The organism is Paenibacillus sp. FSL K6-1558, from assembly GCF_038002565.1.
Lineage (GTDB): Bacteria > Bacillota > Bacilli > Paenibacillales > Paenibacillaceae > Paenibacillus > Paenibacillus polysaccharolyticus.
This window is the reverse complement of sequence record NZ_JBBOCV010000001.1, coordinates 6,039,704-6,053,499: the sequence shown is the minus strand read 5'-3', so window position 1 is coordinate 6,053,499 and position 13,796 is coordinate 6,039,704. Positions and strand designations below refer to the sequence as shown.

Here is a 13,796-nt window from a genome sequence, read left to right as displayed (position 1 = left end):
CATACCATCAAAACTTATAAAAAAGCGCTTTACCTTAAGGAGGATCTTCATGTCAAAGGCCATTTCCATCTTCGATACAACATTACGCGACGGCACACAAGGAGAGGGTGTCAGCTTATCAGCAGATGACAAACTCAAAATTGCCAAAAAGCTGGATGACCTGGGTGCTCACTATATTGAAGGCGGAATTCCCGGTAGCAATACCAAAGACATTGAGTTTTTCAAAAGAGTCAAGGAATTGAAGCTGAACGCCAAAGTTGTTGCATTTGGAAGCACTCGCCGCAAAGGTAGCATCGCCAGCGAAGACACCAATCTGAAACGTATGATTCAATCCGGGGCACAGGCCGCAACCCTGGTCGGAAAATCATGGGACTTCCATGTGCATACCGCCTTGCAGACTACGCTTGAAGAAAATCTGTCGATGATCTATGATTCCATCGCGTATTTGAAACAAAATGGCATGGAAGTGATCTTTGATGCCGAGCATTTCTTTGATGGATTTAAAAACAACCCGGATTATGCACAAGCTGTCATGACCAAAGCCCACGAAGCCGGGGCGGACTGGCTCGTCATGTGTGATACTAATGGAGGAACGATGCCTCACGAAGTTCACGAGATCGTATCCACCCTGCACCGGATGTTGCCGCAAGCACATCTTGGTATCCATACCCATAATGATTGTGAGCTTGCGGTTGCAAACACGCTTAGTGCTGTACAAGCAGGGGCTCGACAGGTTCAAGGCACAATGAACGGTTATGGAGAGCGCTGCGGTAACGCTAACCTCGCTTCCATTATCCCGAACTTGCAGCTCAAACTGGGTTACGAATGTGTCTCTGAGGATTCCATGAAACAACTCACGAATGTTGCTCGTTATATCAGCGAGATTGCGAATGTGAATATGCCAATCAACCAGCCTTATGTGGGTAATGCCGCATTTGCTCATAAAGGTGGGATCCATGTGTCTGCCATCTTGCGGGATTCCCGAACCTATGAGCATATCGTGCCTGAACTTGTTGGCAACAAGCAACGTGTGCTTGTCTCCGAACTGGCTGGACAGAGCAACATTGTGTCCAAAGCACAAGAAATGGGATTGGAATTTGATCCAAGCAGCCCGAACTCCCGTCAAATCATCGAAAAAATCAAAGACCTGGAGCATCAAGGTTATCAATTCGAAGGCGCTGATGCATCACTGGAATTGTTGATTCGTGAAGCGAACGGAGATATGAAAGAACTTTTCACCTTTGAATCGTTCAAAATGCTTGTGGAGAAAACGGCAGGCAAATCCGTGGTATCCGAAGCTTTTGTCAAACTGAATGTTGCCGGAACAAGTGTGTATACCGCAGCAGAAGGAAACGGCCCGGTCAACGCACTGGATAATGCACTTCGGAAAGCTCTTGTGCAGTACTTCCCTTCTCTTGCTCATATGCACCTGTCGGACTACAAAGTTCGTGTACTGGATGAAAAGGATGCGACCGCCGCCAAAGTTCGTGTATTGATCGAATCCAAGAACACTGAGAATACTTGGAACACGGTCGGCGTATCCGAGAACGTCATCGAAGCCAGCTGGGAAGCGCTCGTACACAGCTTCCGGTATGCTCTACTCCAGGAAAATATCTCGGATGAGCCGGAATCCTTTTCGATGCCAACCCCAGGTCTAATCAATCACTAGAAGTCTAAATCAAACACTACACATGATCCTGCTTCTTATTTCCCGGAAAATAAACAAAGCTTCTGTCACCATTAACGATGGTGACAGAAGCTTTTTCAATGCAAAACGATAAGCAAAAAATCTTTTCTTTTAGTTTGCGATCAGCTTTTTAATTTTTTTCTCCAACTCTTTTTCTGGGAGGATGCCAAGAACGATCTCCTGGATTACGCCCCGGGAGTCAATAAGAACGTTCGTTGGAAATGCAACGCCATTATACTGAGCATAGACGGTTCCCTTTTCATCAAGCGGGATCGGGAATGTTAACTTGTACTCGTCCACAAACGCTTTGGCATCCTTCAATTTATCGTATGAAGTAACATTTACACCGTAAAGATCCAGCTTATCTTGGTATTTTTCAGCCAGATGGTTCAGTTCAGGTGCTTCTTGTTTACAAGGGTCACACCATGACGCCCAGAAACTGACAAAGGTTGCTTTCTCTTTCGCCCCGCCTACGCTATACGTCTTGCCATCGAGTCCAGTCAGCGAAAATGGCGGTGCCAGTAACCCTGCCTTCGGCCCCGTCTCCGTTGGCATAGGCTGTTCCTGTTTAAAAACTGCGGCAATACCACTATCCGTATTCTGAGCAAGAGCTATACCAATAAGTAGGACAGCTCCGAGCAGTATGTATATGTTACGTTTCATTACTCGCCACCCTCTTGTTCATTCAATGTGTATCCAATGGAATTACATCAATCCTTTCTCATATTGTACCCTTTTCCCTTAAAATTTTACAATCGGCACCGAATAAAATAAAATAAAAAAGGACTCCTGCATGAAGCAGGAGCCAAAAGAGAGAGGGGTGAATACAAATGGCAGCACTTCACGGGCAGCAAAATACCTTAACCCTTCCTCGCTCGGTGGAACGAGAAATGTCCAGGCACATGCATCTTTCGCTGCCGCAAGAAGCCTGCGGGGTTGTGCTGGGTGAATCCGCAGCGGGCGGCATACGAATCAGTCGGTTTCAGCCCATTCGTAACGTAGCGCCTGACCCGCTGCATCACTTCTCGCTGGATCAATCGGAATGGATTCAATGTTTTTTCTCTGATGTTACGATCGTTGGCATTTTCCACACCCATCCGTGTTCATTGCCGATTCCTTCGCAAGAGGACCTGCAAGCCCTCCCGAACTTCGCGGGAATGATGCACACATATCTGATTGGTGCACCCGATCTTTCGGTTTCAGCTTCAGAGAACTCCAGATCATCTATGCTCCTGAACGCTTATCAAATTATATCGAATGAAGCACAGCCACGTGGTGAGGCTTCGTTTCAACTATACCCCTACAGCTTAATACCATTAACGTTACGCATGACTTAATTTGGTGTAAAGGTCACCCAAGGTCTCTATATTTTTGCGTTGCATATCCTCAAGATAACAAGACCATAACTGCGCCGTCATTTTAGCATCTTCAAGCGCATGGTGCCGTCCATAGATTGGAATGCCTCTAGATTCAAGCAGTTCATCAAGCCCATATCCGGGTCTCGAAGGTTCAAGCCAGCGGGCGAGCATCATCGTATCAATTAAACGATGAGTCAACCTAACTTTGGAGGTTCGCCACAACGCTGCATTGAGAAAAGCCCGGTCATGCGCACTCGCGTGAGCTACCAGTACGTTCCCACCCACAAAGGACATGAAATCATGCAATCCTTGAAGCAGTGTAGGCGCCTTCTCTGTCATCTGTTGCGTAATCCCGGTGAGTTCGGTAATATGCTTCGGCACTGCTGTTTTTGACTGGACCAGCGTATAGAACTGTTCCTCTTCCAACACAACGCCACCTCGAAGACGCACTGCACCAAAGGACAAAATTTCATCTCCATGCTGGGGGGAAAAACCTGTTGTTTCCAGATCAAATACAACAGCATCCAGTTCGCCCAGAGGCGTATGCAACACTTCAGGTCTACGTTGCTCCCTCATCATGGAACGGATAAATGCCATATGTTGCGCCGTAGGGGCTCCCATAATGGAAGCGATGGCGGAAGGAACCCCTCCCTGACGCAGCGAATTCCAAAACCCTGTACTGCCCCTTGCCGGCTCTCTCATGGACGTCTCCTTTCTGCAAAACGCAACTGTCTTTGCAAAGCACGATGCACTCGCTTGACCAATCCCAGTGTCTCCCTCAGTTCATAATGAATTTGCTTCTGCTTCATCTGTTTCTCATCCAGAAAACCACTGCTCTGCTGTAAATCCTCACGTATAACAACCGGCGTGTTTCGACGTAGCTTCAAAGCAGACGTAAATGCACGCTGGCATGTGTCCGTTAACTGAAAAGGAATGGCCTCAAGCGAAGTCAGCCTCTCCATACGTTTTAATGTTGATGATTCCTGAATCCCATGCTGCAAAGCCAAAAATCTAGCACTGTTGACCAGCGGGATATAAACGCCATATTTGACATCAAAGCCGCCCGCATGTTCACCAAATCGCTCTGTAACGACACGACCCATTATATTTAATGTCGCCTTATGTTTTACCGTATTACGTAATACCGCATCAGAGAGCTGTGGAACCCGGCGAAACTGTTCATAAAAGCTCGTAAGCCAAGCCTCTGCCAAATTAGGTTCCCCTGCAATAAAACGCATATCAGAAGCGATGATCAGGTTACGCACCGGTTCCCAGTTTAAGTCGGAACTCCATTCGAATAATTGCTTTTGCCAATCCGCCAGCGTTTTCCGCCAAAGAGATTCCGAGCACATCACCTTGCCCTCGCATTTGGCATAACCCAGCTCTTCCAATAAATCCGCAATACGGTTTCCCAGTTCCTTGAAATATTCTTCTTTTGTTGCATGCGGAGCATCACTGATAATCATGCCATTATCCTGATCACTCCATAATGTCGCTTCTTCCCTGCCGGAGCTTCCAAATACGATAAAGGCATAGGGGACGGGAGGCTGGCCGAAGCCCTCCTCTACCATCCCCTGAATGCATAACTCTACTGCTTTCCGTGCAATGCGGTCATGCAGTTCATTTACCATCTCGTACCATTCGACCAGCGACAAGGAAGCGGACATTGATTTCTGGAGTTCTCTCTGCAAAATAACACGTGCCTGGCGCAGTTCATGTGCAGAAGTTGCACCATCGATCCCTCGATAAGACCAGGAAAGGTTTGTTATTGAGATAGGTTCCATCATATCCAGCCTCCTTGAAGCAATTTCAATCTTGATTTACCTCAGGAGCTGAATGTACCACCTGATTTGGATTCTGCATGTTTCATTTGCTCAGGATATCCATATGTCCCGTGTTCACTAAGATCAAGCCCCATTGTCTCTTCTTCTTCCGTGACACGAATACCCATTACAGCTTTCATACCGCCGAGAATAATGAAGGACATCACGAGTACGAAGGCAAATGCGCCAGCAAGACCTAACAATTGAACACCCAGTTGGTGGAATCCACCGCCATAGAATAGACCCGCTTGACCTACGCCTACTTTCTCAGCAAGCTCAGGTGTTGCGAACAAACCGGTGGAGATGGCACCCCACATACCAGCGATACCGTGTACAGAGAACGCATAGATCGGATCATCAATACCTTTGCGATCGAAATATTGAGCAGTGAAGAATGTAATGATACCAGCGATTGCACCAATGACTAGTGCAGCCCAAGGTTCTACGAACGCACAAGCACCAGTAATCGCTACGAGTGCAGCAAGCACCCCGTTCAACATGCTAGGAATATCTGATTTTCCGAGAACTGCCCAGGAGATCAACAGTGCGGCAACACCACCCGCAGCAGCAGCCACGTTTGTAGTGAGCGCCACGTAACCGAAGAATCCTTCACCCATCGCTGACAACGTACTACCTGGGTTGAAACCGAACCAACCGATCCAGAGGATGATGACCCCGAGTACGGAATACACTTGGTTGTGACCTGGAATGATGTTAGGTTTGCCGTCTTTGTTATATTTACCGATACGAGGTTTCAGCAAGATGGTAGCTACCAACGCTGCTGTCGCACCCGTTAAGTGAACTACTGTTGAACCCGCGAAGTCTTGCATACCCAGCTCTGCGAGCCAGCCACCGCCCCATACCCAGTGAGCAACAACAGGATACATAATAATGGTATACAGTGTACCAAACACGATATATACGCTCATCTTTGCACGTTCTGCCATACCACCGCAGGCAATAGCCAGGGAGACAGCAGCAAATGCAAGGTGGAATACAAATTTAATCGTTAGTGGAACATCGGAGAAAGCGAGTGATTCAAAGGAAGCTGCCATGTTGTCTCCACTCATGAAGAAACCGGTTGTTCCGAAGAATCCGTTACCGTTACCGAAGCCTAGGCCAAAGCCAAGCCCCCAGAATGCAATAACTGAAATACCCAATGTCAGGATCGTCTTACCCGCAATGTGTCCTGCATTTTTCATTCGTGTCGAACCCGCTTCAAGGAGTGCAAACCCCCCCTGCATAAAGAACACTAGCACTACTGCCAGAAACGTAAATGCCGAGTTCAGACCGCTTTGAAGCTCAATAGTACTTGGACCCTCCGCAGCAGCGAATGCACTTACCGGAAAAGCCAGTAAAGTAAGCATTGCTAACATTGAAACCAACCATTTCTTTCTCATTTGCCCCACTCCCTCTTGTGTTATGTTTCTTTACATATCATGAAACTCTTAATGTCATTATAAGCAGAAGTAAGGAAAGTTGACAAGAGTATTTTTATCATTTCCAAAAATATTTTATGGGAATAAAGTCTTACGTCTTTTTCTTGCACTTAAGTACATATTCATACACTTTGAGTACATAGATATAGGAATAAAGCAAGCTATCTTCAAAGCATAACGTTTGACTGTACGGTTCATGATCATGTATCATACTTATTAGAAAGAAAAATTGAGCGTGTACATTGAGGCGCTTGTGGAAACTACATTTCCCTACATTTGAACTTGCAAGCGAGGTGAATATCATTGGGGATATGAAACTTTTTCGAATTGGCGAACTCGCCAAAACGGCTGGTGTAAGCGAACGGACAATTGACTATTACACAAAGCTCGGGTTAATCGCTCCTGAAGAACGAACCCAAAAAAATTATCGTCTTTATAGTCATGAAACCTTAACCAGACTTGAACGTATTGTACAGATGAAACAAGAGAAGTATAGTCTCGAAGAGATTAAACAATCTCTTGAGAAGTGGCGTCTGGTCAGTACTGAAGAACAAGTAGCCAGCAAACTGACAACACTTGAACTTCATGTTCAGCAACTTGAGCGAGAGGTCAATGAACTCAAACCATTGCTTGGAGAGATGAAACCTGTACAAGCACGTAAGATGATGGCAGGACTACTCACCAAAAGCGCGGGTACAATGGAGGCATTAAAAATCTTGCTTGAAAACACCATGATGTAGCTTATTATGAAAGCGGAGGAATGGATATGAGTTTTAATAACGGTATGTTCGTATTGATTATCATCGCCTTTTTGCTCTCGTTATGGGCGCAATTTCGCGTTAAGGGCACCTTTAGACGTTGGTCCGAAGTACCAAACCAGAACGGAATGACCGGTTACGATGCAGCCCGTCATATGCTCGATGCTAACGGCCTGCACGATGTGCCGATTGAACCGGTTCGCGGCTCACTCTCTGACCACTATGATCCGATCAATCGGGTTGTACGTTTGTCAGAACCTGTGTACTACGAAAAGTCCATCTCGGCATTATCCGTTGCATGTCACGAAGTCGGTCATGCCATTCAACACAAGGAAAGTTACCCTATGCTCGCATTGCGTCACCGGATTTTTCCGATTGTGAACTTTGCTTCTGGACTCGCACCATTCCTGTTGATTGCAGGTTTCCTCTTTAATGCGATGAACCTGGTTGGAATCGGTATTATCTTCTTCTCTGTCACTGTTGCGTTTCAGTTGATTACATTACCGGTCGAATTCAATGCCAGCAATCGAGCACGTGAAATAATGGTATCTGAAGGATATATCCGTAATGAAGAAGAAAAAGGCGTAGCCAAAGTATTGAATGCCGCAGCTTTAACTTACGTTGCCGCTGCATTGATCTCTTTACTTGAACTGATTCGTTACATCGGAATCTTTAATAGCCGGGACTAATTGCTGCAGATACTCAATGAACAAGTTAGATAAATAAAAACAATACCCCACCGTTATTCGGATGGGGTATTGTTTTGTTGTAAACCAAAATAATGAAGCAAAAATGAGCGGAAAGACTGAGCAACGAGTGGCAACTTATCATCTGCACGGTGAATCAACCCAATCGTTCGGGTTACTTTCGGCTGAGAGATCGCCACATGCGCAGGTTGCAAGGGATTCGTCTGGAATAACGCCATTTCCGGCAACAGACTGACACCCATGCCCGCCGCTACCAAACCACGAATCGTATCCGTCTCCTCGCCTTCAAAGGCAATTTTCGGTGTAAATCCAGCTTCCAGGCAGGCATGCCATACAATAGGCCGCAGGGAGTAACCTTTGCTGAACAACACAAACTTCTCATCTTTCAGCTGTTCGAGTGCAATGGTCTCTTCTCCCGCAAGCGGATGATTCGGCGGCAAGATCGCATGCAATTCCTCAGTAAGCACAATATCACCAGCAACCTGATCATGTTTTTCTGGAAATGGTGAAATAAATGCAAGATCCACTTCTGCCGACAATACATCCCGAATCAATGTCGGGTACATCCCTTGCTTAAATCTGAATTTTACATTCGGATACTTCTGACGAAAAGCCGCCACTACAGAAGGTATGAGATGAATTCCTAGACTGTGCGGAAAGCCGATCCGAATTTCCCCGTGCTCCGGGTCAAGAAATTCATGTACTTCACCTACAGCTTTGTCGAGATCCTTCAAAATACCTTCAACCCGTTTGCAAAAAAGCTGTCCTACCGCAGTTAACTGCAAATTCCGTCCTTTTTGCATAAAAAGATCCACACCAAGCTCCTCTTCAAGCTGATGAATCTGTCTGCTGACCGCAGACTGTGCCACGTGCAATTCTTCCGCCGCCTGTGTAACATGTTCCTTTTGAGCAACTTTCAGAAAATAATGCAACTGTCTTAATTCCACTTGCCTGATCGCTCCAATCTGTTATACCCTACTATATCGTTCACCGCACATTCCATCTCGAGAACGTTCTACCTATTTCCTAAAAATCCGTGGTTTCCATAAACGAATAATCAAACCATAAATAAAGAATCCACCGAGCAAACCACCTAAATGCGCCATCCAATTGATATTAGACACTGCAAAGGAGAAAATAATCCCGAACAACAACAGTGTATACATCGTTTTGCGCGAGGTTTCATCCATAATGTTACGCTGGAACAATGCCACGTAGAGAAATGCCCCGTAGACAGCATAGATTGCACCAGACGCGCCTACCGAAATCGTAATTTTGTCGATCGAATTATACCAGGCAACAGCAAGAATATTACCTACTACTCCTCCCCCAAGATACAAGACACCGTATCTCAACGATCCAAGCAAGCGTTCCATCGGCGGAGCAAATACAATTAACGCAAAACTGTTAAACAAGAGGTGACCGAACCCTGCATGCAAAAACATGGAAGTCACATAACGCCACCAATCCTGGGCAAACAATTCATAATTCGTCAGCGCCCCAAACTTGAGCAATACCATATTGTTGGTGGAACCACCATTAAACGTTAACACGATAAACATAACAACATTCGCAATTAAAAGAATCGACGTCAAAGGGAAATACTTCAAGTAATCTTTCCAATTTTCATAACGGATAAATATCATGATTTTTACTTTCACTCCACCCTGTTAAAATCAGACCTTCTCTTGAATCCATTACAATGATACACGTCCAGATTGGACAATGTCTTTCATAAAAGATTATAATGGATTTTGGCACGGATCACCAATTTATAAGGAGGAACATTATTTATGACACAAGAACGTAAAGGCGCAGCCACATTTAAAGGCAACCCTATCACATTGATCGGACCTGAATTGAAAGTGGGCGATCAAGCACCTGACTTCACCGTGAGCAAAAACTTGATTGAAGATGCATCTCTGAAAGACTTCGCAGGCAAGATTAAATTAATCAGCGTTGTTCCTTCTCTGGATACTGGCGTATGTGATGCTCAGACTCGCCGCTTCAATGTTGAGGCAGCTGAACTCGGCGAGAACGTTGTTGTTCTGACCGTCAGCGTAGACCTTCCATTCGCACAGGAGCGTTGGTGCGGTGCGGCCGGTGTTGACCGCGTGGTTACCCTTTCCGACTACAAAACACACTCTTTCGGCCAAAACTATGGCGTTCTGATCAAAGAATTCCAACTGGATATGCGCTCTATTTTTGTCTTGGATGCCGAAGACAAAATTACATATGTGGAGTACTTGCCTGAAATGACAGACTCCCCTAACTTCGAGCAAGCCATTGCTGCAGTAAAAGCTTTGCTGTAAAACAACTTTCGTAATTGCAGAATAAAAGCGAGGAAGGTATCCTTCTCTCGCTTTTTATTATTTCATCATTTATTTCACTCATTCGCCTTATACTTGCTGAGCTTTTTATCAAGTACGGAGAACAAGTGCATAATCGTACGATAGTTGGAACCGAGATCTCCCAATGAACCGCGGGAAGCAGAGTACATATCCACTGCACTTCGTACAGGACTCACCGAAATAATGGAAACCGTAATATCCATTGTACGCCCAAACGTCGTGCGTTTTTCCAGTATAATCTCGCCTACAGAGTGCACCTCATGCAGTACTTTATAACCCGGAATTTTTTTTAGTGTCGAAGATACTTCTTCCCAGGCTTTTTCTTTGGATAAATTGTAATAGCGTGTTTTTAATTTGGGATCCTTGGCTCGATCGCTGGTCCCCTCCATACTTCGGATGATACCGACGAGCGTTCTCTTTAAGGTCAAGACCCTTCCTCCTTTGAGTGTAACCGTTCCATTATGTATTCTAGTGTAACATTGTTCAAGTAGTAACAAAAGGGTAAGCATCATATTTAACAAAAATACTAGGATCAACAATAATCCGAATTAAATCATTCATCAGATCCACCCAAAAATCAACATAAAAACACCCTGGCTTCCTCGTAAAAAGGAAAAGTCAGGGTGCTGTACATGGTGAAATTAGAAACCCGCCTATGCCGTCCGGCTACATTGTCTTATGAACCTGCTTGGCAGGTGGGTGACTGCAAAAATGCATTTGAAGTCCCCATGTCGTATAGACAGGGCTTTTCAGCAACACTTTGTATTAATCTCCCGAAGACATCATCATTGGTTCAAAACAACGAATAACCGAAACGTACATCGCAGGATGTACACCTATTATATCCCTAACTGTGTAAAAAGTAAATGCCATACAGACATGTTTTATTTTTGCTGTGTAAACTCTTTATTTTCAGCAGGTTCAGAACTCTGTGCTTCATCCTGTTCTCCTGATTTTTCAGCCAAAGCAGCTGCCTCTTCTTCCTCTTTTTGCAATTGAATCTTTTGCATCTGCTCCTGCATTTTGTTGTAGGTTGCATAGAAGTTAAAGAACGCAAACCAAGCCACGATGCTCATGATGAAAAAGATAAACAGCACCGGATAACGCAATCCGAAATAGAACAACAACCCGCTTCCCAGTAATGTGGAGAACACACGGAAAGGTCGAATCAGCGTTAACAGGACTGCATTTTTAATAATAAGGCCGATCGACATATGGTAATGTACAACCATAGAAAAGAAGTTAAACAGTGATACAAACAATAGCAGCAACAACACGAGCATAATTATGCCAACCAGTTGCATATTACGGAACTGGGTCATATAAACCGTATAGTCCAGATACATGATTGCGAACAGCAGTGTGTAAAAAATGCCACCAATTAAACTTTGTTTGTAGTTTTCCTTGTAACCTGTAAAGAATGTACGGAAGATCGGCACATCCGTATCTCCCATATTCCATTTACGAACAACCGTGAACAAAGCCGAGGTCGCCGGAAACAGTGTAAGCGGTGCCACAATGGCTATAGCCCAGTTCATTTGTAATGATTCGTTCGCGAGATTCTGTTGCATGACGAGCAGCTTCATAATCATGAAAAACAAAAAAGGTGAAGAACAGATCGCCCACAAGAGATTGCTTGCGGCCAGTCTTGTGATCCATTCTGTCAGCCGGTAAAGCCCGCCCATAGCTCCTTTAAATTCCAAACATTTCTCCTCCTCCGCACCTTGCGTCTAACCTGAATTCTAATATTAATATACCTTATTATATATAGGAAAAGCCAGCACTTCCCGAAAGTAGATCACTTTAGGCAAGACTGATCGTTCTAATAAATGGAAAGTTTATGAACTTTTACAAAGTAAAAAAAGATGGAGCAGCTTCCTGCCCCATCCTCATTAAATGTTACACTTATTCGAAAGAGTTATCTCTAGCCGGACGACGTCCTTCGTTATTGCTTGGACGCGGTTTGCGATCACGGTTGTAGCCGCCTTCTCTGCTTCCACTTCCACCACTGCTGTTGCGGTCACGGTTGTAACCGCCACGTCCACCACCACTGCTGTTGCGATCACGGTTGTAACCACCACCGCCACCACTGCTACGGTTACCGCTGTAACCTGATGGTTTGCGTCCGCCAGAACGAACATCTGGTCTACGACGTTTAGCACGGATTGGATCTTCAGGAGTCAGATCAACCTGAGCATCTTTTTTGTCGCCTGTCAGGAGTTTCAAAGCTGCGGACAACAATTGTACAGAATCATATTGCTCCAGCATTTGAATGGCAATACCTTTGTATTCGTTCAACTCACCGGATTGTACAATCTCCAGGAGACGTTCAGCCGTTACGCGTTGTTTTCCTTCAACCGCTTCTGCCATCGTAGGCAACGGTTTACGCGGAATACGGTGACGTGTTACACGCTCGATGAAGTGCAAGTGATCAATCTCACGCGGAGTTACGAAAGACCATGCCGCACCTTCTTTACCCGCACGACCTGTACGGCCAATACGGTGAACATAACTTTCCGGATCTTGCGGAAGGTCAAAGTTCACAACGTGTGTTACGCCAGATACGTCGAGACCACGCGCCGCCACGTCTGTTGCAACGAGTACATCAATGCTGCCATCACGGAACTTACGCATTACCGTATCACGTTGGTTTTGAGACAGGTCACCATGCAAACCATCAGCGGAATATCCACGTTTTTGCAAAGCTTCAGCCAATTCGTCAACACGACGCTTGGTACGTCCGAACACGATTGCCAGTTCTGGGGATTCCATATCCAGCAAACGGCTAAGAGCTTCGAATTTTTGGCGCTCAGGTACTTCAATATAAGCCTGATCAATCAACGGAGCGCTGACTTGTTTAGGAATAACAGAAACGTGTTCTGGATTAGTCAAGAATTGTTGAGCCAATTTTTGAATGTTAGGAGGCATTGTTGCAGAGAACAGCATCGTTTGACGGTCGTCTGGAACTTGTTTCAGGATCGATTGAATATCCTCCATGAAACCCATGTCGAGCATTTCATCTGCTTCGTCCAATACAACAGTTTGTACATCATCAAGTTTGATTGTTTTGCGGTTGATGTGGTCAAGGAGACGTCCTGGTGTACCGATGATAATCTGTGGTTTTCTTTTCAATGCACGAATCTGGCGTACGATATCTTGTCCGCCGTAGATTGGCAGGGAGCGTAGACCTTTGAAGCGAGTAAGTTTTTCGATCTCTTCAGCGACTTGGATCGCAAGTTCACGTGTAGGTGCCATAATGAGGGCGCGGATTTTATCATCCGTTTTGGAGATTTTGCTGATCAACGGAATACCGAATGCAGCGGTTTTACCTGTACCTGTTTGAGCTTGACCGATCAAATCTCTACCTTCAAGTGCAAAAGGAATCGATTTGGATTGAATCGGTGTTGCTTCTTCAAACCCGAGCTCAGTGATGGCTTGCAGCACCAGTGGTTCAAGATTGAAATCTGTGAAATTTAAATTTGTCAAAATTATTCATACTCCTTTTATATGGTGGACATGGTGGACAATCCACTTTGTTGTCTGTATTCTTAAGTAGCGTTAATATTTATAGGGTATCCCAACGGGACGAATTATTTTCATGAACGAACATAATTCCATGAATGGGTCCCCAAGATAAGACTAAAACTACAATCATGTGTTTGAAACATTTCAA

The 13,796-nt window shown here is 45.1% G+C and carries 14 protein-coding genes and 1 other RNA gene; 5 read left to right on the top strand and 10 right to left on the bottom strand.

Annotated elements, in window-relative coordinates:
- The first annotated feature begins 49 nt into the window (after nt 1–49).
- Nucleotides 50–1,669, top strand: coding sequence for a citramalate synthase (gene cimA, locus MHI38_RS26340; protein WP_341181860.1), 1,620 nt, complete (start codon nt 50–52; stop codon nt 1,667–1,669).
- 129 nt (nt 1,670–1,798) lie between these two features.
- On the opposite strand, the gene MHI38_RS26335 is transcribed toward cimA, so the two are convergent.
- Nucleotides 1,799–2,350 (bottom strand): TlpA disulfide reductase family protein, encoded by a 552-nt coding sequence (locus MHI38_RS26335; RefSeq protein WP_090924739.1) that lies wholly within the window; start codon nt 2,348–2,350, stop codon nt 1,799–1,801.
- 167 nt (nt 2,351–2,517) lie between these two features.
- On the opposite strand from MHI38_RS26335, the gene MHI38_RS26330 reads away from it, so the two are divergent.
- Nucleotides 2,518–3,024 (top strand): Mov34/MPN/PAD-1 family protein, encoded by a 507-nt coding sequence (locus MHI38_RS26330; RefSeq protein WP_090924738.1) that lies wholly within the window; start codon nt 2,518–2,520, stop codon nt 3,022–3,024.
- Here the strand turns inward: MHI38_RS26330 and MHI38_RS26325 are convergent.
- The 3 genes from MHI38_RS26325 to MHI38_RS26315 are packed head-to-tail and all read right to left on the bottom strand — an operon-like array spanning nt 3,010 to nt 6,268.
- Nucleotides 3,010–3,747, bottom strand: coding sequence for an exonuclease domain-containing protein (locus tag MHI38_RS26325; protein WP_308722074.1), 738 nt, complete (start codon nt 3,745–3,747; stop codon nt 3,010–3,012). The genes MHI38_RS26330 and MHI38_RS26325 overlap by 15 nt on opposite strands.
- Nucleotides 3,744–4,829 carry a DUF294 nucleotidyltransferase-like domain-containing protein gene (locus MHI38_RS26320; RefSeq protein WP_373323209.1) on the bottom strand — a complete coding sequence of 362 codons (1,086 nt, stop codon included), beginning with the start codon at nt 4,827–4,829 and terminating at the stop codon, nt 3,744–3,746. The genes MHI38_RS26325 and MHI38_RS26320 overlap by 4 nt, the downstream gene beginning before the upstream one ends.
- Nucleotides 4,830–4,870: 41 nt before the next feature.
- On the bottom strand, nt 4,871–6,268 hold the full coding sequence (locus MHI38_RS26315) for an ammonium transporter (protein ID WP_154886570.1): 1,398 nt from the start codon (nt 6,266–6,268) through the stop codon (nt 4,871–4,873).
- Between the two features lie 350 nt (nt 6,269–6,618).
- Between MHI38_RS26315 and MHI38_RS26310 the strand changes: the two genes are divergently transcribed.
- Nucleotides 6,619–7,047: a MerR family transcriptional regulator gene (locus MHI38_RS26310; protein ID WP_090924759.1), complete on the top strand. Its 429-nt coding sequence runs from the start codon at nt 6,619–6,621 to the stop codon at nt 7,045–7,047.
- Nucleotides 7,048–7,073: 26 nt separating this feature from the next.
- Nucleotides 7,074–7,754 (top strand): zinc metallopeptidase, encoded by a 681-nt coding sequence (locus tag MHI38_RS26305; protein ID WP_090924734.1) that lies wholly within the window; start codon nt 7,074–7,076, stop codon nt 7,752–7,754.
- 53 nt (nt 7,755–7,807) lie between these two features.
- Here MHI38_RS26305 and MHI38_RS26300 read toward each other — a convergent pair whose 3' ends face one another.
- Nucleotides 7,808–8,719 carry a LysR family transcriptional regulator gene (locus MHI38_RS26300; RefSeq protein ID WP_090924733.1) on the bottom strand — a complete coding sequence of 304 codons (912 nt, stop codon included), beginning with the start codon at nt 8,717–8,719 and terminating at the stop codon, nt 7,808–7,810.
- 72 nt (nt 8,720–8,791) lie between these two features.
- A complete protein-coding gene (locus tag MHI38_RS26295) occupies nt 8,792–9,418 on the bottom strand; it encodes a rhomboid family intramembrane serine protease (RefSeq protein WP_090924732.1) in 627 nt (208 codons plus the stop codon).
- A 147-nt stretch (nt 9,419–9,565) separates the two neighbouring features.
- Between MHI38_RS26295 and tpx the strand changes: the two genes are divergently transcribed.
- A complete protein-coding gene (gene tpx, locus MHI38_RS26290; RefSeq protein ID WP_341181859.1) occupies nt 9,566–10,084 on the top strand; it encodes a thiol peroxidase in 519 nt (172 codons plus the stop codon).
- Nucleotides 10,085–10,158: 74 nt separating this feature from the next.
- Here tpx and MHI38_RS26285 read toward each other — a convergent pair whose 3' ends face one another.
- From MHI38_RS26285 to MHI38_RS26270, 4 genes are all read right to left on the bottom strand, one after another.
- A complete protein-coding gene (locus tag MHI38_RS26285) occupies nt 10,159–10,551 on the bottom strand; it encodes a DUF1499 domain-containing protein (RefSeq protein ID WP_090924730.1) in 393 nt (130 codons plus the stop codon).
- A gap of 214 nt (nt 10,552–10,765) precedes the next feature.
- A non-coding RNA gene (ssrS, locus tag MHI38_RS26280) (6S RNA) lies at nt 10,766–10,956 on the bottom strand.
- 51 nt (nt 10,957–11,007) lie between these two features.
- Entirely contained in the window at nt 11,008–11,826 is an 819-nt protein-coding gene (locus MHI38_RS26275) for a YesL family protein (RefSeq protein ID WP_154886574.1), read from the bottom strand.
- Between the two features lie 202 nt (nt 11,827–12,028).
- Nucleotides 12,029–13,609: a DEAD/DEAH box helicase gene (locus MHI38_RS26270; RefSeq protein ID WP_154886576.1), complete on the bottom strand. Its 1,581-nt coding sequence runs from the start codon at nt 13,607–13,609 to the stop codon at nt 12,029–12,031.
- Between the last annotated feature and the right edge of the window lie 187 nt (nt 13,610–13,796).